This is a genomic window from Pedobacter riviphilus (assembly GCF_014692875.1).
GTDB lineage: Bacteria > Bacteroidota > Bacteroidia > Sphingobacteriales > Sphingobacteriaceae > Pedobacter > Pedobacter riviphilus.
Genome location: NZ_CP061171.1, coordinates 2,718,940 through 2,739,406, shown reverse-complemented (window position 1 = coordinate 2,739,406; position 20,467 = coordinate 2,718,940). Strand labels below are relative to the sequence as shown.

Here is a 20,467-nt window from a genome sequence, read left to right as displayed (position 1 = left end):
ACGCGTCATCAATCAACTACATTTAAACAAACTATATAACTAATCATGAACAAAAGTTTACTTTTTCTCTTTTCATTTTTACTTGCGGCAGGTTCTGCTTTTGCCCAAAGTCCCGTAACTGGGGTAATTAAAACAACCAATGGCACTACAATCCCTAATGCAACCGTAAAGGTAAGGGAACAAACCAAGCCGTAGTGGCCGATGAAAAAGGTGTCTTCAGTATTAATGTAAAACAAGAAACACCATTTTACTTACAGGTAAGTTCGGTAGGCTATAAACCACAGGATTTTCAGATACTAAAACTTCAGGATACTCCAATAGAATTGGTTTTGGTAGAAAATGCACTATTGGATGAGATTGTGGTAACATCTAGAAGGCGCTCGGAGGTTTTACAGGATGTGCCGATTCCAATTACGGTTATTGGTGGCCGTGCAGCAGAAAATGCAGGTGCTTTTAACGTTAACCGTTTGAAAGAATTAGTGCCTTCAGTACAATTATATGCATCGAATGCCAGAAATACCACTTTAAATATCAGGGGTTTGGGCTCTACTTTTGGTTTAACCAATGATGGTATTGATCCTGGGGTGGGTTTTTATGTAGATGGTGTTTATCATGCCCGTCCGGCTGCTACCTCTACCGATTTTCTTGATATCGACCAGATCGAAATTTTACGTGGTCCACAAGGTACCTTATTTGGTAAAAATACAACAGCAGGTGCGTTTAACATCACTACAAGTAAACCAACTTTAACACCTAGTGCAAAAATAGAATTGAGCGCAGGGAATTATAATTTTATTCAGGCCAAAACTTCAGTTTCTGGTGCACTTGCTAAGGATCTTGCTGCAAAAATTTCAATTTCTGGTACACAGCGCGATGGTACCATCTGGAATACGAGAGAAGAACGAAGATACAGCGGACAGAACAACCTGGGCTTTAAAGGTCAGCTATATTATACCCCTTCAGAGAAATTACAGGTATTGTTAAGTGGCGATGTAAGCATTCAGCATCCGGCAGGTTATCCATTGGTAATTGCCGGTGTTACCACAACCGAAAGAAGTGCATACCGCCAGTATGCTAAAATTGTTTCTGATTTAGGCTATCAACAACCTAAAATCGATCCTTTTTCAAGAGAAATCAATACCAATACCCCTTGGAGACACAACCAATCAATCGGTGGTATATCATTAAATGTAGATTATAAAATCGGCAATGGAACACTTACTTCAACCACCGCCTGGAGATTCTGGAACTGGGATCCTACAAACGATCGGGATTTCTCAGAATTAGCAGCGCTAACCAAATCGCAGGGTACTTCACGTCACGATCAATACTCGCAGGAAGTAAGATACGCGGGTAATATTACCGACAAATTAAGTGGCGTAATCGGTGTTTATTTCTTGGGTCAGAATTTAAAAGGTTTGTCACAAACAGAAGAAGTAGGTAAAGATCAGTGGAGATTTGTACAGACCAGTAATACCGGAAATCAGGCCTTATATTCAACACCAGGTTTATTGGATGGTTTTGGCATTAAAACCAACTCTACCATCAAATCGTTAAGTGCTGCTGTTTTTGCGCAGGTTGATTGGGAAGTTTTAAAAAACCTGCATGTATTACCAGGTTTAAGGTATACATATGATAAAAAAGATGTTGATTATGATAGGGTTACTTACGGTGGTTTACAAACTAATGATGCAGCATTATTAGCACTTAAAGCAGCAGTATATGCAAATCAGCAGTTTACAACAAAGGTAGATAATAACAATTTGTCGGGTAACTTTACCTTATCTTATCGTCCAACCCATAACTTAAATGTTTATGGAACTTTTTCTACCGCTTACAAACCGGTGGGTGTTAACGTAGGTGGTTTGCCAACTACCTCAACCGGAGCAGCCGATTTATCAGTAGCTGTTGTTAAACCGGAATATGTGCAACACTATGAATTAGGTGCTAAAACAAAGCCGTTTAAAGGGCTATTGTAAATATTAGTGCATTTAATACTGATATTAAAGATTACCAGACCAATGTGCAATCGCCACAACTAGGCGTAAATAGAGGTTATCTGGCAAATGCTGAAAAAGTAAGGGTAAAAGGATTAGAAATAGACGGTACTTACCAGCTGGAGAGATTTTTAACTTTAAATGCTGCTTTGGCTTATCTAGATGGCAAATATGTGAAATTTACAAATGCTCCTCTTCCCTTAGAAGAAACCGGGCATACCGAATTGGTAAATGGCGTTGCTACCCAAGTGGCATTTAAAGATGCTTCGGGAGGTAGATTACCAGGTATTTCGAAATGGAATATTTCTGGCGGTTCGGAACTTAGTACGGCAGGTAATTTAGCAACTAGAACGGGTAGGTATTTCATCGCTGGTGATGCCAGTTATCGTTCAGAGTACTCTTCAAATCCTACACCATCAAGCGTACTGAATGTTAAAGGTTATGCTTTATTTAATGCAAGGTTAGGTTTCAAATCGGATAAGTTCTCTTTATTTGTTTGGAGCAGAAATATTGCAAACAAAAATTACTATGAGCAATTACAGGCTGCAGCAGGCAACTCTGGTTTATATGCAGGTGTACTTGGCGATCCAAGAACTTATGGGGCCACAATCCGCTATGCTTTCTAAGATCATTTAACAAAAAAATCTTTTCTCTTATATTTGGTTAAAAGGAGTGGCGTTAATGTTGCTCCTTTTTTGTTTTAGGGAGAGCGGGCTTCTGTGCTTTTCGGTGATGTAGTCCTGCTGTGTGTTTTACTTCGCCAATGAAGAATTGGCTTCGTGCCCACTTCCATCAGGTCTATTTTACATTTGCCAGTGGTTCTTGTAAGGACCAAAAATACTAGGAATTAATTTTCTCTGTGACCAGGAGGTATGGGGCTGGAATGAAAAATTAAAATAAGCCATTGTTTTTGGTGGTTTAAACTTCAAAAAATACACCTGTAACAGCTTTGTGCAGAATTAAAATTTATAGAAAGCCGATAAAATCTTAACTTCGGTAAATTTTTAACTAAATGAATAAGCTTAATTCGGTTTGCGTGTATTGCGGCTCAAACTTTAATGGCGATGTAGCGCTACGCAATGCAATAAAGCAATTAGCAGAAACGCTTGTAAAACAGCAGATCAGATTGGTTTATGGAGGGGGAAGCGTTGGTGTAATGGGCGTTTTAGCTAACGATGTATTGGATTTGGGTGGTTTGGTAACGGGGGTAATTCCTCAGTTTTTAATGGATAAGGAAGTAGGTCATCGGGGTTTAACAGAAATGCTTGTTACCGAAAATATGCATCAGCGAAAACAGAAAATGGCCGATTTAAGTGATGGTTTTGTAATTTTGCCTGGTGGTTTCGGTACGCTTGAAGAATTTTTTGAAGTATTAACCTGGTTGCAGCTCGGTTTACATAACAAGCCAATCGGTGTATTAAATGTTAATGGTTTTTACGATCCCTTGTTTGCCCAAATGGATATGATGGTGCAAAGTAAATTTTTGAAACCGGCCAATCGAGATTTAGTTTTTAATGAAGCAAATGCTGAAACTTTAATCGATAAAATGGATGACTTTTCTGCTATTCCGGATGAGGTTTGGTTTAGAGAAAGAAATTTGAGTTAGAAAAAGTATCAAGTAGTAAGTATCAAGTAGTAAGTATCGAGCACCAAGTAAGACTAAGAAATTATCAATCCGCCATACGCTTGGCGCTAAAAATATATATACCAAATGCAAATCATTACCTCCCACGCAGAGTTTGAACAATACCTTGGCAAGGAATTAGGTGTTTCGTCATGGCACACCATTACACAAGAACAAATTAATAAATTCGCCGATGCTACATTAGATCATCAATGGATTCATGTTGATGAAGAAAGAGCCCAAAATGAAGGTCCTTTTAAAGCAACCATAGCACATGGTTATTTAACTTTATCGTTAATCCCTTATTTATGGAAAGAAATAGTTGATATCCAGAATTTAAAAATGGAGATCAATTATGGGATTGAAAGTTTAAGGTTTGCACAGGCTGTTACGGTAAATAGTAAGGTAAGGTTAAAAGCTAAACTGGCTTCTATCATTAATCTTCGCGGCGTAACTAAAGTGAATATGGGTATAGAAATGGAAATTGAAGACCAGAAAAAGCCTGCATTTAGTGGTGAGGTTGTTTTCTTGTATCATTTTATCAACTAATTATTACCATGTAGCGGATTGTTTGTTTTTAACGTTTAAATTAGAAAAAAGCAAATGCGCTCATGATAAAAACCTTTAAATTCTTAAGTATCGTTTTAATGAGCCTGTTTATACTGTACTGCCAGAGCAATAAGGAGCAACATGCAGCAGCTGATTCGTTCTTGCCGATGCAGATTGGCAATTTATGGTATATGAATGCCCAATCCTATACCGAAATTCAGGATACTGTTCGGATTAATAAGAAGCTTTTTTATAAGTTTTATTCATTGGTAGGAGGCGATGCAGTGAGTACAGTTTATTTAAGGATCGACGAGCAAAATAAATTGATTGAGGGCTATCCCGATAGTCCTTTGAAAACTTATACAAGAGCTGATTTTAATGCAAAAATGGGCGATAAGTTTTTCACTACAGGAGAAAAGGATGAAAATGATAATGAAGTAACTGTGGTTCAAAAAACGGATACTGAAATGACTTTTTCGTTTGATCCAATTTATCATCCAAATTTAAAAGGACATCCATCGCAGGTAAAATACATAAAAGGTAAAGGCTGGGCCGAAAAGTTTAAAAAGCTGAAGATTGATGGTGTAGTTTATCAAAATTAACCTTGCCGTTTTAATGCTTTTTCATATTGTTCAATCCATTGTGCAGGTGTAATTTTTCTGGACAGCTCCGCAATTAAAGCATACGGAATATCGTCTGGCTTTTTAAAACGGACGCAACCTTTTCCCATATCGAGTTTGTATTTACAGTGTTTAGGATATTCAGCCTGAAACCATTCCAATAAATCGGTAAATGCATATAAACCCAAATGGTGCATAACAATAAAATTCTTTTGCGAACCAATATTGATAAAAGGTAAAGCTTGTTCTGGTTTACAGTGATAACCTGCAGGGTAAAGTGTTAAAGGAATAATATAGCCCAGCATGCCATAGGTAATCTGTTCTTCGAAGCCAGCAGGCAGGTTTTCTAAAATAGTATCTCTCAATTTCGAAACGGGTGCTTTCCTTTCTTCGGGAAGGCTGCTTAAATATTCTTCTGGTGTATTAACAGATAGTTGCATATCAATTTTTATCAAATTTCTTTTTAAACCTACTTACAATTGATGGATTATCGAGTTCCTCTAAACTGCTCAATTCCAGCTCCAGCGCTTTTGTACTGATCTGGATTTCAATCAACGAGAGGATAAGGGAGATCATAAAGAAAATTAAACTCAATGCGAAAAGAATTTCGGCAATCGTATTCCATTCCAGGTAAATAAAAAACATACAAAAAAGACAGCTCGCGAAACTGATTACGCCAAAAGCCTGCATGTTTTTAATTAACCTTAACCGGTAACGCAAGTTTTCAATCTGTTGATGAAGTGCTGCATTTTTATCGCCATCTTCATATTTCGACTTTAAACTTCTCACCAAACTCGCCAGTGCCAGAAACCGGTTGGTATAAGCCAGCATAATTAAGCTAATGGCAGGAAATAATAATGCCGGTATATTTATGGTTAGTTCCATTCTTAGGATTTACCCAAAAATATCATTTTATGTTGATATCTTGCCTGTTGGGTGCACAACAAATTACATAACCGATCGTGATCCTGAATTTATTTTCAGGAACTTTAAGATTAAAGAACTTGGCTTACTTTGCGGTTAAACCAACCGATAGACCAGAAACCGTTTTGGTCAATATTGTTTTTCTAAAATTAAATTTAAATTGCCACTATGAATATCGAATTCAACAAAAACGAGGATGTAAATAAACAGCTGGTTTACGAACTTAAAACCAGACTCAAAAAAATATACTTGGGTGGTGGCGAAAAAAACGCTGCAAAACAAAAAGAAAAAGGCAAGCTGCTGGCCCGCGAGCGGATTGCTTATTTAATTGATAAAGATTCTAATTTTTTAGAGGTTGGGGCCTTTACTGCTGATGGAATGTACGCCGAGCAGGGCGGATGTCCTTCGGCCGGAGTGGTGTGCGGTATAGGTTATGTAAGCGGGAGGCAATGTATGATTGTAGCGAACGATGCCACCGTAAAAGCCGGAGCCTGGTTCCCCATGACCGCAAAAAAGAACCTCCGTGCACAAGAAATTGCCATGGAAAACCGCTTGCCGGTAATTTACCTGGTTGATAGTGCTGGCGTATATCTGCCTATGCAGGACGAGATTTTTCCAGATAAAGAACACTTTGGGAGAATGTTCCGTAATAATGCCATCATGTCGTCTGAAGGGATCGTGCAAATTTCTGCCATAATGGGTGCTTGTGTTGCAGGAGGTGCTTATTTGCCGATTATGAGCGATGAAGCAATGATTGTTGATAAAACCGGGTCTGTATTTTTAGCAGGTTCTTATTTGGTAAAATCGGCTATAGGGGAAGATGTTGATAATGAAACTTTAGGTGGTGCCACTACACATTGCGAAATTTCTGGTGTTACCGATTATAAGCATCCCAATGATCAGGCTTGTTTAGATAGTATCAGGAATATCATGAGTATGCTGGGTAGTCCTCAAAATGCAGGTTTCGATAGGATTAAACCTGCTAAACCTAAAGAAAAAGAAGAAGAATTATATGGTATTTTACCCGAAAACAGAGATAAACCTTACGAAATTATGGATGTCATTAACCGTTTGGTTGATCAATCTGAATTTGAAGAATACAAAAAGGGTTACGGACAAAGTATTGTTTGTGGTTTAGCACGTATTGATGGTTGGGCAGTTGGCATTGTGGCCAACCAGCGCACAGTGGTGAAATCGAAAAAAGGGGAGATGCAGTTTGGCGGTGTAATTTATTCTGATAGTGCCGATAAAGCTGCCCGTTTTATTATGAATTGTAACCAGAAGAAAATTCCATTGGTTTTTTTACAAGATGTTACCGGTTTTATGGTGGGCAGCCGATCAGAACATGGCGGTATTATTAAAGATGGTGCTAAAATGGTTAATGCTGTTGCTAATTCGGTGGTGCCAAAATTTACAATAGTATTGGGGAATTCTTATGGTGCAGGCAATTATGCAATGTGCGGTAAAGCCTACGATCCCAGGTTAATTTATGCCTGGCCAACAGCAAAGATTGCGGTAATGGGTGGCTCGCAGGCTGCAAAAACCCTGCTTCAAATTCAGGAGGCATCTTTAAAAGCCAAAGGCGAGGTAATTACACCAGAAAAAGAAGCTGAATTGTTAAAAGAAATTACTGATAAATATAATAGCCAAACCACACCTTATTATGCTGCATCGCGCCTTTGGGTAGATGGTGTTATCGATCCGTTGGAAACCAGGAAGGTGATTTCGATGGGTATTGAGGCCGCAAATCAATCGCCGATTACTAGGAAATTTAATGTTGGTGTGATACAGACTTAGTTATAATGTGCTGTTAGATGGTAACACCTGACAGTTAAAAACTACATACATTTTATCACCTTCGATAATACGGTACACCTAGTTTTTGAGCATAAGTTGCCCTGTTTTTAATGTTGAAAAACAATTAATATTATCTTTAACTATGAAGAATATTTACCTTTTTCTTGGCCTAGTTGTTTTACAAATCAATCTTTTTGCCCAAATTTCTAAAATTCATCAAGATGCAATCGTTGTGGATACCCATGGAGATATACTCTTCAATCAGATTAAATCCGGTGTTGATATTGGTAAGCTTCAGCCAAAAGGAAATTTCGATTTAGTGAGGGCCAGACAAGGTGGTTTGGATGTTCAGTTTTTCTCCATTTGGTGCGATGAAACTGGTGGATATGCCGTGGCTAACCGTGAAATAGATTCGCTTTATAGTTTAATTAAACGCTATCCCGATAAAATTAAATTGGTAACAAGCGCTAAAGAATTAGAACAAGTGGTTAAGCAACAAAAACTGGTTGCATTGATTGGCGTAGAGGGTGGACATATGATCGAAAACCGGTTAGATTATATCGATAGCTTAGCAAAGCGGGGAATGGCCTATCTTACTTTAACCTGGAACAATAGTACATCATGGTCGAGTTCGGCAGCCGAAGAAACTTCGGGTAAAGTAAAATCTGGAAATGCAGGCTTAAATAATTTTGGAAAAGAGGTTGTAAAACGGTTGAATAAACTAGGTGTAATGGTCGATTTATCACACGTGGGTGAAAGAACATTTTATGATGCCATCAAAGTTTCAACCAAGCCTGTAATTGTTTCTCATAGCTGTGCTTATGCAATAAACCTCGTTCCGCGAAATTTAAAAGATGATCAGATTAAAGCTGTTGGCAAAAACGACGGGGTAGTCTGTATTAATTTCTACAGTGGTTTCTTAGATTCTACTTTTAATACTAAACAGAAAGCTTTCTTCGCAAAATATGATAGCGAGTTTAAAACATTGAGCGCCAAATATGGTAGGAGCAATGCAATAGATACATTAATTTATAACCACCAGGTTGATGCTGATGCTACACGTCCGCCAGTATCGCTGCTGGTTAAACACATCAATCATGTAGTAAAATTAATTGGCATTGATCATGTAGGCTTGGGTGCCGATTTTGATGGCGCCGAATCTTTCCCCCTGGGAATAAATAGTGTAGCCGATTACCCTAAAATTACAGAAGAACTTATTAAGAATGGTTACTCCGAACAAGATATCAGGAAAATTCTGGGAGGTAACGTAATTCGGTTGATTAGAGAAAATAAAGGGGAGTAATTTTTTGTGCATGTTTAATAGGCAGTACCAGATGGAAACATCTGACTTAAAACAGCGCTTTTCGCTTGGCTTATGATGTTAATAAGTAAACTATGTTGACAATGTGCACTTGCCAGCAAATATTTAAAGCATTAAATTTGCGTTACGATTAATGAATTTCAAACACACAATATAATGTCACAAGAAAACGAACACGTTCAGTGTTTAATTATAGGTTCAGGTCCTGCGGGTTATACTGCTGCAATTTACGCAGCCAGAGCTGATTTAAAACCAATTATGTATACCGGCATGCAAGCCGGAGGGCAGCTTACGCAAACTACAGATGTAGAAAATTTTCCAGGTTACCCACAAGGAATTATGGGGCCAGAAATGATGGAAGATTTCCGTAAGCAGGCAGAGCGTTTTGGTACTGATATCCGTTTTGGTTATGTAAGTTCGGTAGATTTCTCTTCAGCACCACATAAAGTAGTGGTTGACGAAATTAAGACCATTACAGCTGATACCGTAATTATTGCCACTGGGGCTACTGCTAAATGGCTAGGATTGCCAAGTGAGCAACAATACAATGGTTTTGGTGTTTCGGCCTGTGCAGTGTGTGATGGTTTCTTCTTTAAAGGACAGGATGTAGCCATTGTAGGTGCTGGAGATACTGCAGCTGAAGAAGCAACTTATTTAGCCAAACTTTGTAAAACGGTGCACTTATTGGTACGTAGAGACGAGTTCAGAGCTTCTAAAGCGATGGTGAGCCGTGTATTGGCGACACCAAATATTGTGGTTCATTACAATACCGAAACACAAGAAATTTTAGGTAACGGTAAAAATGTAACCGCAGTTAAAGTTTTAAATAACAAAACTGGTGTTGAGTCTGATATCGCGGTAGAAGGTTTCTTCGTAGCTATCGGCCATAAGCCTAATACTGATATCTTTAAAGGCCAGTTAGATATGGATGAAACAGGTTATTTAGCTACTAAACCCGGTTCTACTTTAACCAATATTGAAGGCGTTTTTGCCTGTGGCGATGTGCAGGATATGTATTACCGTCAGGCAGTTACTGCTGCAGGTTCTGGATGTATGGCCGCACTTGATGCAGAAAGGTATTTGGGTGCTAAGGAACATCCTGTAGAGGCATAAAAACAATTTTAAAATATTTTGAAGAAGAGAAATCAGCGACGGTTTCTCTTTTTTTGTTAGAACCGTCCGCTCTATACGATAGCTATCAGTAGGAGTTCTAAGAGATGATTTCTCTTTTTTGTGATTGATGTTTTTTGGAAAGCAAATGCAGCAGCTCTTTTTATTGTCAGTCCTGCTTTCCATTACAAGTCCTCGCTGCGCTCCGGGCTTTGCATTGCAATCAGGTTTACATACGCAGAATTTTGCTACTATTAAGGGTTGGATGGTACTGAGTTAATTTAATCTTTCTGCACCTTGCCACCCCAAATAGTACCACCGGCTGTGCCACCTAAACGCGACAGTAGTGGCAGCTCCCGATTTTTCATCTGGACTATAACGGATGGCGGGACTATCGTAATCCAAATGCTACTGTACCCGATTTTCCAGAAAAAGTTAGTTAGCTAAAACAAAATCGTCATCTTGATGCAGTGCAATGGGGAGATCTGTCAGTAGAAGTTCTAGGAGGCTCTTTTTTGTGATTGATGTTTTTTGGAAAGCAAATGCAGCAGCTCTTTTTATTGTCAGTCCTGCTTTCCATTACAAGTCCTCGCTGCGCTCCGGGCTTTGCATTGCAATCAGGTTTACATACGCAGAATTTTGCTACTATTAAGGGTTGGATGGTACTGAGTTAATTTAATCTTTCTGCACCTTGCCACCCCAAATAGTACCACCGGCTGTGCCACCTAAACGCGACAGTAGTGGCAGCTCCCGATTTTTCATCTGGACTATAACGGATGGCGGGACTATCGTAATCCAAATGCTACTGTACCCGATTTTCCAGAAAAAATTAGTTGGCTAAAACAAAATCGTCATCTCAGTGCAGTGCAACGGGGAGATCTGTCAGTAGGAGTTCTAGTGGACTCTTTTTTGTGATTGATGTTTTTTGGAAAGCAAATGCAGCAGCTCTTTTTATTGTCAGTCCTGCTTTCCATTACAAGTCCTCGCTGCGCTCCGGGCTTTACGTTGCAATCAGGTTTACATACGCAGAATTTTGCTACTATTGAGGGGTTGAATAGCATAATTCATTAGTTAATAAATCGATTTATGATGAAAATCGCTGAAATCAAACGTTTGATCCCTATTGTAACAAAAATGTGGGATTTGTAATGTCTCCATAATCTCTATCTTGGTTCAAATAATCAAAATAAATCTATAAAAACCAAAACACAACATGAACAAAGCATTATCGATTTTTATTGGAGTATTAATCAGCACGAGTGCATTTGCGCAGGGTGATCCTAATCTGGGTATCATACCTGCACCTGTAGCCATTACCAGGGCAAACGGAAATTTCATTTTAGATAAAACCACAGTTTTAGTAAATCAAAGCATCGACGGCGCAAAGATGACCGATTTATTAAACGCTTTTATCGTTACCAAGGCAGGTTTTGCCTTACGTGAAACTAAAATTACCCAACCTAACCAAAAAGCAATTGTTTTAACATCAGTTGGTGCAGATCAATTGCCTGCAGAAGGTTATACCATTAAAGTTACCCCGAAACAAATTGTTTTAACCGGAAAAGGTGCAGGTCTGTTTTATGCCGTTCAATCGGCAATGCAAATGATGCCTGATAAAGTTGCTGATAAAATTACTATCCCGGCCGTTGATATTAACGATTATCCGCGTTTTGCTTACAGGGGAACGATGTTGGATGTAGGCCGTCATTTCTTCCCGATTTCTTTTATCAAAAAATACATCGATCAGCTGGCTTATTATAAAATTAATACTTTCCATTGGCATTTAACTGATGATCAGGGCTGGAGATTGGAGATTAAAAAATATCCAAAACTAATTGAAATCGGTTCTTCCCGTAATGGGACAATTATTGGCAATTATCCAGGCAATGGTAATTATCTTACACCGGTTAAAGGTTATTATACACAAGAAGAAGCCAAAGACATTGTTAAATATGCCGCTGCTAAATACATTACGGTAATACCCGAAATCGAATTGCCAGGCCACGCTTCTGCAGCAATTGCCTCGTATCCAGAGTTAAGCTGTTTCCCTGACCGTGATACCTTTATCAGCGATAAAACACCATGGGCGGGTAGCAGGAAAGGTAAACAGGTACAACAAACCTGGGGTGTTTTTGATGATATTTTTGTACCATCAGCAAATACTTTTACTTTCTTAGAAAATGTGTTAGATGAAGTGATTGCTATTTTTCCTTCTAAATACATTCATATTGGTGGCGATGAAGCACCTAAAACCTATTGGAAGGAATCTACCTTTTGCCAAAACCTGATGAAAGAGAAAGGTTTGAAAGATGAGCATGAATTGCAGAGTTATTTCATCCAGACCATAGAAAAACATGTTAATGCAAAAGGACGATCGATTATAGGCTGGGATGAGATTTTGGAAGGTGGTTTGGCCCCAAATGCAACAGTAATGAGTTGGAGGGGTGAAGATGGTGGAATCGCTGCTGCACAACAAAAACACGATGTAATTATGACGCCAGGTTCTATGGGCTTATATATCGACCATAAACAGTCTAATTCTCCTGATGAGCCGGTAACCATTGGTGGATTCGCTCCTTATCAAAAGATTTATGCTTACGATCCGATTCCGAAAGTATTAACCGCTGATGAGCGAAAATACATTAAAGGTGTACAGGCAAATATGTGGTCTGAATATATTAAAACCACAGCAAAAGCGGAAAACCACGCATTCCCACGTTTATTGGCCTTAGCCGAAATCGCATGGTCGCCGGTTGAGCGTAAAGATTTGAAAAACTTTTCTGAGCAACGTTTACCTGTACATTTGGCCCGTTTAGATAAAATGAATGTTAATTTCTGGGTACCTACACCAATTGGGCAGAGCGATAAACCTTTAACTGGAGGAGAATTTACAATTGATTTAAAAGCACCTGTTACCGGAGCAAAAATTTATTATTCTATTGATTTGTCACGTCCGTCGGAAAATGCATTTTTGTACACCTCGCCATTTAAAATTACCGTACCGCAAGGCGAAAAAAGAGTATTAAAAACAGTTGTTATTGCACCAAGTGGTAGAAGAAGCGTAGTCGCAGAAACCGTTTTAAATAACGGAGCACCCGAAGTTAAAGCAGATGCAAAGAAATAAATTGTTGCTTTAAAAAGCTAAAATACTTAATTTGGGGCAACCAAAACGTCCCCAAATAGAATGAAACTACCGAAATATACATTACAGCATCTTTTGTTAATAACAGGGATGCTGTTTTGTTTTGCATGCACAGAAGAAAAACCAAAAGAAGTTAAGACGGAAGCTACAAAAGTTCAAAAGAATCCTTTTCATTTTTATAAGGATATAGAAGTAAAACCAGGATTAAATTTCGAAATTGTGAGCTGGGGAAAAGGGGTAGATTCTATAGGGGGATATCAGATTTTAATGTCTGATTCAGTTCGTAATAATTACAGGTCTGCTGCCATAGATCGTAAAGGTATTTTGATCGATGCCTGGAATATGGATTTAGACAATGATGGAAATCCTGAATTTTATATTCAGCTCTTAAGCAAAAAAACAGTTTCAGATTTAAATGTTTTTGAATATGCAGGTGGCAATTTCAATAAAATCAGCTTTCCTTCTTTAAGCGCCAATCAAAAGAAAGGTTATACTGGTAACGATAATTTTTTTATTAAAAATGGAGACCTATTCCGCTCTTTCCCGGTAAAGGATAGCACAGATAGTACTAAAACGATTACTAAGACCTATCAATATAAATTAAGCGGAAATAGTTTTTCTACGACTGAAGTGAAGCCTGAGGAGGGGAAAGGTAGAAGTAAGGAGTAGGGTAAAAGGTTTAGGATAAAAAGGGTAGGACGTACAGCATGCGAAGCAGCATCATGCTGAGCTTGTTTCAGCAGCTATCTCTTCTATATCGAGAGATCCTGAAATGAATTCAGGATAACATATTTTAGTTATATCCACTTCGACGGTCGTCATGCTGACCCGTTTCAGCATCTTTATTGCCAAAAGGGTAAATTTAATAAACAATGAACAACCAAAAATTTTCAATTATCGATCGCATTAAAAGCTTTAAATTTGCTTTTAACGGGCTAAAACTGTTTTTTGTTAACGATCATAATGGAAGAGTTCATTTGTTTGCAGCCATTGTTGCCATTGGCCTATCTTTTTACCTCAAGATCTCCGATTTGGAGTGGATTGCTATTCTATCTGTTATTTCTGCTGTTTTTGTAGCCGAAATATTAAACTCTGCTATTGAAAAACTGGCTGATGTAGTTTCACCGGCACATCATCCCAAAATTAAAGTGGTAAAAGATTTGGCTGCTGCTGCGGTTTTGGTGGCTGCGTTCCTGGCGGTAACGGTTGGTTTAATTGTCTTTATTCCAAAACTATTTTTGTAATTCGGCCATAGCAGTCCTCGATTCTTCAATCTTATCCTGGATAATCTGATCCCATCGGGCCTGCATTTTATGATTACTGCCATGCTCGGTTTCTTCATCATAATTACGTTGCATAGTATCAAAATAACTACTGATCTGATTGGCGAGCTCAGATATTTGAGCTTTATAGTTATTTACAGCGTAGTTTCTGTTCTTCAACACCCTTTCGGCTTCTAAAAGTAAAATATATTGAATATCGGCATGCCCCTGTTCGTGATGTAAAAGACTGGCCCTAATTTCGGGGTCTTTAATTTTATCCCACTTTACCCACGATCTGGTTTTATCTATACTCACATCATTTTTAAGCTTAATAACAACACGGTTACGGTAAACGGTACTTTCGTAACTATACTTCCAGGTCATGGCAGTTAAAGCAAAAAAGGGCGAGCGCATATCAGCTTTACCTTTAAAGTGCATTTCCCAATTCAGCTGAACCGGTTGGGTTAAATCTTGTTTAAAGGCAAATGAAAAGGGTAGGGTCAATAGTAATAATATCGGTATAATCAGTTTTTTCAAGGTCGTAATTTTTTTTCAACGATGTCGCACCACGATCATCAGGATTTTGTGTGTTGAATTTTACAACGAAAAAACCGTGCCTAAAATTACTCTGTAACAGAAATCTGTCCGCTAATGCGCTCAAATTTCTCAATTAATAAAGCTATCCGTTCTTTTTCTCTACTCATTACAGCCTTTCGCAATATTGTTGAGCAGAATAGTATCCATGAAAAAGTTAACACAATTGCGGCTACTTTTTGCGGCATACTTAAATAGGTTAAAATTTCGATGAAATAAAATATAATTCCGAGTGATAGTGCAATGGCGTAAAACCAATATAAAGAATTGTATAGTTTGAAGCGGTTTAATTGATATGTTTTTAAGTTGTTCAGGTATTCGTGTGGATGAGCGGTAGCATCATTTTTCGCAATCAAACGGTGATCGCGATATAGGATAAGCGTATATACACCAATGGCAACAATGGTAATGCTGATACCAACATGGGTTGTCCATGATTCGAAATGCATAAATATCCACAGTGCGGCAATGGCAATAAAAGATGCCAGCATTCCAAAAATATTTAAAGCAGATTTTAGCTTTAATCCATTTACTTCTTTCTTCGCTTGCTGCAACATCTCATCAGCAGAAACTTTAACTTCTACCTCGTGCTTTTGCCACAACTCCTGTATTTGATCAAACGCTTGCATACTGGCTATATAATTCTGTTAATTTTTGTTTAATTCGGTGAATTTTTACCCTTAAATTGCCCTCGCTTATTCCTGATATATCGGCAATTTCGTGGTATGGTAACTCATCAAGTACCATCGTAATAATCAAACGGTCATTCTCTTCGAGCTTCGATATACATTTATAGAGTAGAGCAACCTGTTCATTTTTCTCTGAAAACTCTTCTACCTTATTTTCTATAATGTTATCGGTTAATTCATCTTTTGCCTGTCTTTTTTCTGATCTCAAATAGGTTAAACAGGTGTTTACTGCAATTCTATAAATCCAGGTAGAAATTAAAGATTTGTTCCTGAACTTATCCAGATTTTGCCAAACCTTTAAAAAAGTTTCTTGTAAAAGATCATTTGCAGCGTCGGTATCGCCAGTATAACCATAACATAAATGGAATATCTTTTTGGAATTTGAATCGAAGATCTCTTTAAATAACTTGTCTTTTTGTTCCATTTAGGGGTTTATAGTTGCGTTTTAGATGGTGATGTACGTTTTTTGTTACAGCAGGAATCAAAAATAATATATTTTTTAATGCCATTGAGTTAAAAGTTCTTAACCACAGATGCGCACAGATAAGCACTGATTTTCATATCTCTGCGCATCCTTTCTATCTCTGGTTAATTTTTTTCTTCTTTGCCGAGTGGTTCTACTCGCCAGCATTGATGCATTTTTTGATCTCTCCTATTATCAAAATTTGTTACACGCTGTAAATATCGTAGTTTTACCAAATTAAGTTGCCACAAACTTTTTATATTCATGAAGAAAAACAAACTCACGCTTTTTATTTTTATAGCGCTGATTGCAGGAATTGCGCTGGGCTATATTTTAAATGTAAATTCCATTAACGTTTACAACCAGAATATCCTTAATGCTGACGCAAAGGTTAAAAGTATAGAAGTAAATATTGCAAAATCGACCGATACGACCAGTGCGGTTTATGCACAACTCAAGGCTGACAAAAAAGCTGCCGCTAAAATCAAAAAAGAAAACGAGGGGATAAGAGAGAAAAAACTGGAATTTTTTACCTTGTTGAGTGATATTTTTCTACGCCTGATTAAAATGATTGTTGCACCATTGGTATTTACTACCCTGGTTGTTGGTGTTGCTAAAGTAGGCGATATAAAAGCTGTGGGCCGTATTGGCGGTAAAACGCTGGGCTGGTTTTTAACCATGTCGCTAATGTCGCTTGTATTGGGAATGATTTTGGTGAATTTGTTTGAGCCCGGAAAACACATGAAATTATCGCTGCCTGATCATTTGGTTGATACGGGGATACAAAAGGCAGCCATGAGTGTAAAAGATTTTATTGCGCACGTATTCCCAAAGAGTATTGTAGAGTCGATGGCGGATAACGAAATTCTTCAAATTGTAGTTTTCTCATTATTCTTTGGGGTGGCTACAGCAGCAATCGGCGATTTAGGGCAGATTGTGATTAAAGCTTTTGATGCCATTGCACACGTCATCTTAAAAATGACAGGCTATGTAATGAACTTTGCACCGCTAGCTGTTTTTGGCGCCATGACAGCTATTATTGCCAAACAAGGCTTAAGTGTGTTAAATACTTATGCCATTTTTATCGGTGAGTTTTACTTTGGGTTAGCCATTCTTTGGGATTATTGATATTCCTTGGCTTCCTGGTACTGAAAAAACGTATCTTCCGTTTGGTAAACGATATGAAAGAGCCGGCAGTATTGGCTTTTAGTACAGCCAGTAGCGAAGCTGCTTACCCTAAAACCATGCTGTTGTTAGAACGTTTTGGTTGTAAAGATAAAATTGTAAGCTTTGTGCTGCCATTGGGTTACTCGTTTAACCTAGATGGTTCGATGATGTACATGACTTTTGCTTCCTTATTTATTGCACAGGCCTATGGCATTCATTTAAGTTTCGAACAGCAAATTTCTATGCTTTTAATCCTCATGTTAACCAGCAAAGGAATTGCGGGTGTACCGAGAGCATCATTAGTGGTAATTGCTGGCACTATCGCGAGCTTTAATATTCCGGAAGCAGGGCTAGCTTTGTTAATTGGTATTGATCCTTTATTGGATATGGGCCGTTCTGCAACTAATGTTGTTGGAAATAGCATTGCTACAGCAGTAGTAAGTAAGTGGGAAGGGGAGCTTAAAGAGAGTTCGGAGGCTTAAGTTTAGAGTCTTGAGTCAAAAACATGCAATCATTCAAAATACTGGTCATTAAATAATTCAGTAATTCATTCATTCAAATTAATTAATATAAAAAGTGTCAAGTAGAGGAAAAAAAATATTCTTAGCCATTACTATTATCGTTCCGATGATCATTTATTGTTATATCTATTACAAGCCAATTATACAGAATGCGCCTTTCCGTAAGGACGATTTTGTGTCAATGCAGTATAGCTATGGCTTAAAAGATACTTTGGAAAACACATATGATTCAAAAACTGGTGTTTACAGGTATGTAAATAATAAGGATTCAGTGGTTAACAAAAAGTTCTTTTTAACGAGCAATGATGTGTTATACATGCACAGAAAAGCAAATGAAATTGGCCTTTGGAATTTTCCGGATACCATTGGTAAAAAAAGTGATAAATCAAGGTTAGTACCGCGTTACGATATTACTTTCAATTATAAAAAAAAATCAAAACATGTAATCATTTATGGCGACTTTGATGGCAATCCAAAACTACTGGATGCTGCGGTACAAATGAGAAAAATCATTCAGGAAACTTTATTACAAGCTGAAAAAAGAAGCGGGAAGTAGGTTATTCCGAATTCCTGAGTCCTCGGTCTGTAGCCTTGAGTCGAGGAAGGAAAATACAATATACACGGTCGTCATTTCGCTGCATTTCAGTGGAGATGACGACTTTTTTTGTAATAGTTTTATTTTAGGATATTTTCGTATATTTACGATATATTCGTAATAATGGAAAAATTAACATTACAGGAAGAGGAAGCCATGCTGGCTGTTTGGCAGATAGGTAAGGGCTTTATCAAAGATTTTATGGATGTACTTCCCGATCCGAAACCACCATATACTACACTGGCATCAACCATCAAGAATTTAGAACGTAAGGGCTACCTGATGAGCGAACGTTTTGCCAATGCCAACCGCTATAGTGCAAAAGTGAAAGAGGTAGAATATAAAAAGCGCTTTATGAGTGGTTTTGTGAATAATTATTTCCAAAGTTCTTATAAAGAACTGGTTGCTTTTTTTGCTAAGGATAAAAAAATCAGCGCGGAGGAACTTAAAGAGATTATAAGTTTAATAGAGAACCCTGAAAAGTAAATGCCATGCCACATTTCTTTATCATCTTATTCAAAATTAATCTGGTACTGGTCTTGTTTTCGGCAGCCTATTACCTGGTATTGCGGAGGCTAACTTTCTACTCCATCAACAGGGTATTTCTGTTGTTTGGGATCGTCTTTTCTTCAGCTTATCCATTTATTAATCTCACCGATTTTTTTACTGCTCAAAAAGCCGTACCTGCCTTCGTACCACAGTTTAATCAACAGGTAAGTAAATTGGTGCAACAAGATGCCGTTTCGATATTTTGGCAAGGCTTAACTGTACTTTTTTATGTTGGCGTTGTGCTAATGGCCATGAGGTTGTTGGTACAGTTTTTTTCACTTTACAAGATGCATCAAAAATCTTCACCGGATCAGCTAAATGATTATAAGGTACGGATTTTAAATGATGAAGTAAGTCCATTTAGCTTTTGGCAGACCATTTATATCAATCCGCGTTTACATAAAAAACAGGATTTGGATAATATTCTTGAGCATGAACGTGTACATGTAGAAGAATGGCATACTTTAGATATTATTTTGGCTGAGATCTGTGTGGTCTTTTACTGGTTTAATCCAGGAGTTTGGTTAATGAAAAAAGCGGTAAGGGAGAACATTGAATTTATTACCGATGCGAAAATTTTGAAGAAAGGTATCGATAAAAAAGCTTATCAGTACAGTTTGTTAGATGTAGGGACATTGCAGCCATCTGTTGCTATCGTAAATAATTTTAATCTCTCTGATCTTAAAAAACGGATTAAAATGATGAATGCGAAACGTTCTTCGAAAGTAAACCTAACCCGGTATTTATTTGTGCTACCTGTATTGCTTTGCATCACACTCGCTTTTACCATCGATAAAAAAGCAATGCAGAAAAGTTTGGTTCCCCTTAGTAAAATGGTGGTTAATGTTATGCCGCATAAGGAGGCCGAATCTATTGTACCGGCCAAAACAAGTACAAAAATAAGGAATAAGAGAAGGGCCGTTTTACCATTGATTAAAAAAATAGATACGGCCAACAAGCTGACTTTTGTTTTTAAAATGATCGGAAAGGAAGGAGATTCGGCACAGCACCAGATTGGTGAGGTGATGAAAAAAATGGTTGGCAATGTTAAATTCGATTTTAAAACAGATGGCAAGCTAAGTAAAAGAACCTTTGTTAAACATTTTAGCTTTACTGATTCGGTACCTACCAATGAGAAAATTGAACAGGCTATCCTGGCCGATCAGGTAAATAAGGACTTTGGAAATTTGACTGATGGCAAAGGGAAAAAGATAACCGCTGTTTTTGTCATGCAATCTACCTTCAATACAAAAGGAACTGGTGGGGATGGAAAAGACAAACCAGAAGTAAATGAACCGTCGGTTACCAATACCGGTTATTATTTAAACGGAAAAAAGGTAAGCAAAGCAGAGTTGGAAAAGCTTAATCCGAATATGATTATGGGCCTCAAAATGGATCAAAACAGGCAATTTATCCAGATTACTACTAAACCTTAATCACTTGCTTTTTTTTGCAGGTCATACAGAATTTGCTAATCCAATAAATGTTTCCATAATTATTTGTGTTAGCATTAAATGAGCGGGAGATGGTTAGCATATTGCCA

The 20,467-nt window shown here is 37.8% G+C and carries 20 protein-coding genes and 1 pseudogene; 16 read left to right on the top strand and 5 right to left on the bottom strand.

Annotated features, from left to right (window positions below; genetic code table 11):
• Nucleotides 1-45 precede the first annotated feature (45 nt).
• The 6 genes from H9N25_RS24600 to H9N25_RS11180 all read left to right on the top strand — a co-directional run bounded on the left by H9N25_RS24600 (nt 46) and on the right by H9N25_RS11180 (nt 4,772).
• Nucleotides 46-195, top strand: a complete 150-nt coding sequence (locus tag H9N25_RS24600; RefSeq protein WP_223833718.1) for a peptidase associated/transthyretin-like domain-containing protein — start codon at nt 46-48, stop codon at nt 193-195.
• Nucleotides 195-1,979, top strand: a complete 1,785-nt coding sequence (locus tag H9N25_RS11195) for a TonB-dependent receptor (protein ID WP_255524629.1) — start codon at nt 195-197, stop codon at nt 1,977-1,979. Before H9N25_RS24600 ends, H9N25_RS11195 begins: the two co-directional genes overlap by 1 nt.
• Nucleotides 1,980-2,023: 44 nt before the next feature.
• Nucleotides 2,024-2,623, top strand: a complete 600-nt coding sequence (locus tag H9N25_RS25005) for a TonB-dependent receptor domain-containing protein (RefSeq protein ID WP_255524628.1) — start codon at nt 2,024-2,026, stop codon at nt 2,621-2,623.
• Nucleotides 2,624-3,009: 386 nt separating this feature from the next.
• Complete coding sequence (locus H9N25_RS11190) at nt 3,010-3,603, top strand: LOG family protein (protein WP_190328954.1); 594 nt, start codon at nt 3,010-3,012, stop codon at nt 3,601-3,603.
• Nucleotides 3,604-3,708: 105 nt separating this feature from the next.
• Entirely contained in the window at nt 3,709-4,170 is a 462-nt protein-coding gene (locus H9N25_RS11185; RefSeq protein ID WP_167294853.1) for a MaoC family dehydratase, read from the top strand.
• A gap of 62 nt (nt 4,171-4,232) precedes the next feature.
• A complete protein-coding gene (locus H9N25_RS11180) occupies nt 4,233-4,772 on the top strand; it encodes a hypothetical protein (protein ID WP_190328953.1) in 540 nt (179 codons plus the stop codon).
• On the opposite strand, the gene H9N25_RS11175 is transcribed toward H9N25_RS11180, so the two are convergent.
• Both H9N25_RS11175 and H9N25_RS11170 read right to left on the bottom strand, forming a co-directional pair.
• Entirely contained in the window at nt 4,769-5,230 is a 462-nt protein-coding gene (locus tag H9N25_RS11175) for a DUF1801 domain-containing protein (RefSeq protein WP_190328952.1), read from the bottom strand. The genes H9N25_RS11180 and H9N25_RS11175 overlap by 4 nt on opposite strands.
• 1 nt (nt 5,231) lies before the next feature.
• Nucleotides 5,232-5,675, bottom strand: a complete 444-nt coding sequence (locus H9N25_RS11170) for a DUF2721 domain-containing protein (protein WP_190328951.1) — start codon at nt 5,673-5,675, stop codon at nt 5,232-5,234.
• Nucleotides 5,676-5,882: 207 nt separating this feature from the next.
• Here H9N25_RS11170 and H9N25_RS11165 point away from each other — a divergent pair, with 207 nt between their 5' ends.
• The 6 genes from H9N25_RS11165 to H9N25_RS11140 all read left to right on the top strand — a co-directional run bounded on the left by H9N25_RS11165 (nt 5,883) and on the right by H9N25_RS11140 (nt 14,328).
• Nucleotides 5,883-7,511: an acyl-CoA carboxylase subunit beta gene (locus H9N25_RS11165; RefSeq protein WP_190328950.1), complete on the top strand. Its 1,629-nt coding sequence runs from the start codon at nt 5,883-5,885 to the stop codon at nt 7,509-7,511.
• 142 nt (nt 7,512-7,653) lie between these two features.
• The gene (locus H9N25_RS11160) at nt 7,654-8,814 is read left to right on the top strand and encodes a dipeptidase (RefSeq protein WP_190328949.1); all 1,161 of its coding nucleotides are present in this window, start codon (nt 7,654-7,656) and stop codon (nt 8,812-8,814) included.
• 174 nt (nt 8,815-8,988) lie between these two features.
• A complete protein-coding gene (gene trxB, locus H9N25_RS11155; RefSeq protein WP_190328948.1) occupies nt 8,989-9,945 on the top strand; it encodes a thioredoxin-disulfide reductase in 957 nt (318 codons plus the stop codon).
• A 1,210-nt stretch (nt 9,946-11,155) separates the two neighbouring features.
• A complete protein-coding gene (locus H9N25_RS11150; protein ID WP_190328947.1) occupies nt 11,156-13,066 on the top strand; it encodes a beta-N-acetylhexosaminidase in 1,911 nt (636 codons plus the stop codon).
• Nucleotides 13,067-13,126: 60 nt separating this feature from the next.
• Nucleotides 13,127-13,753: a hypothetical protein gene (locus tag H9N25_RS11145; RefSeq protein WP_190328946.1), complete on the top strand. Its 627-nt coding sequence runs from the start codon at nt 13,127-13,129 to the stop codon at nt 13,751-13,753.
• A gap of 203 nt (nt 13,754-13,956) precedes the next feature.
• Nucleotides 13,957-14,328 carry a diacylglycerol kinase family protein gene (locus H9N25_RS11140; RefSeq protein WP_190328945.1) on the top strand — a complete coding sequence of 124 codons (372 nt, stop codon included), beginning with the start codon at nt 13,957-13,959 and terminating at the stop codon, nt 14,326-14,328.
• Here H9N25_RS11140 and H9N25_RS11135 read toward each other — a convergent pair.
• The 3 genes from H9N25_RS11135 to H9N25_RS11125 all read right to left on the bottom strand — a co-directional run bounded on the left by H9N25_RS11135 (nt 14,317) and on the right by H9N25_RS11125 (nt 16,053).
• Nucleotides 14,317-14,883: a DUF922 domain-containing protein gene (locus tag H9N25_RS11135; RefSeq protein ID WP_190328944.1), complete on the bottom strand. Its 567-nt coding sequence runs from the start codon at nt 14,881-14,883 to the stop codon at nt 14,317-14,319. The genes H9N25_RS11140 and H9N25_RS11135 overlap by 12 nt on opposite strands.
• A gap of 86 nt (nt 14,884-14,969) precedes the next feature.
• A complete protein-coding gene (locus H9N25_RS11130) occupies nt 14,970-15,569 on the bottom strand; it encodes a hypothetical protein (RefSeq protein WP_167294843.1) in 600 nt (199 codons plus the stop codon).
• On the bottom strand, nt 15,556-16,053 hold the full coding sequence (locus H9N25_RS11125; RefSeq protein ID WP_086546642.1) for an RNA polymerase sigma factor: 498 nt from the start codon (nt 16,051-16,053) through the stop codon (nt 15,556-15,558). Before H9N25_RS11125 ends, H9N25_RS11130 begins: the two co-directional genes overlap by 14 nt.
• A gap of 303 nt (nt 16,054-16,356) precedes the next feature.
• On the opposite strand from H9N25_RS11125, the pseudogene H9N25_RS25440 reads away from it, so the two are divergent.
• The 4 genes and pseudogenes from H9N25_RS25440 (at nt 16,357) to H9N25_RS11105 (ending at nt 20,360) form a co-directional block, all read left to right on the top strand.
• Nucleotides 16,357-17,741: pseudogene (locus H9N25_RS25440) on the top strand (dicarboxylate/amino acid:cation symporter).
• A 94-nt stretch (nt 17,742-17,835) separates the two neighbouring features.
• Nucleotides 17,836-18,336 carry a hypothetical protein gene (locus tag H9N25_RS11115; protein WP_167294841.1) on the top strand — a complete coding sequence of 167 codons (501 nt, stop codon included), beginning with the start codon at nt 17,836-17,838 and terminating at the stop codon, nt 18,334-18,336.
• 162 nt (nt 18,337-18,498) lie between these two features.
• A complete protein-coding gene (locus H9N25_RS11110; RefSeq protein ID WP_167294840.1) occupies nt 18,499-18,861 on the top strand; it encodes a BlaI/MecI/CopY family transcriptional regulator in 363 nt (120 codons plus the stop codon).
• 5 nt (nt 18,862-18,866) lie between these two features.
• On the top strand, nt 18,867-20,360 hold the full coding sequence (locus tag H9N25_RS11105) for a M56 family metallopeptidase (RefSeq protein WP_190328943.1): 1,494 nt from the start codon (nt 18,867-18,869) through the stop codon (nt 20,358-20,360).
• Nucleotides 20,361-20,467: the final 107 nt, after the last annotated feature.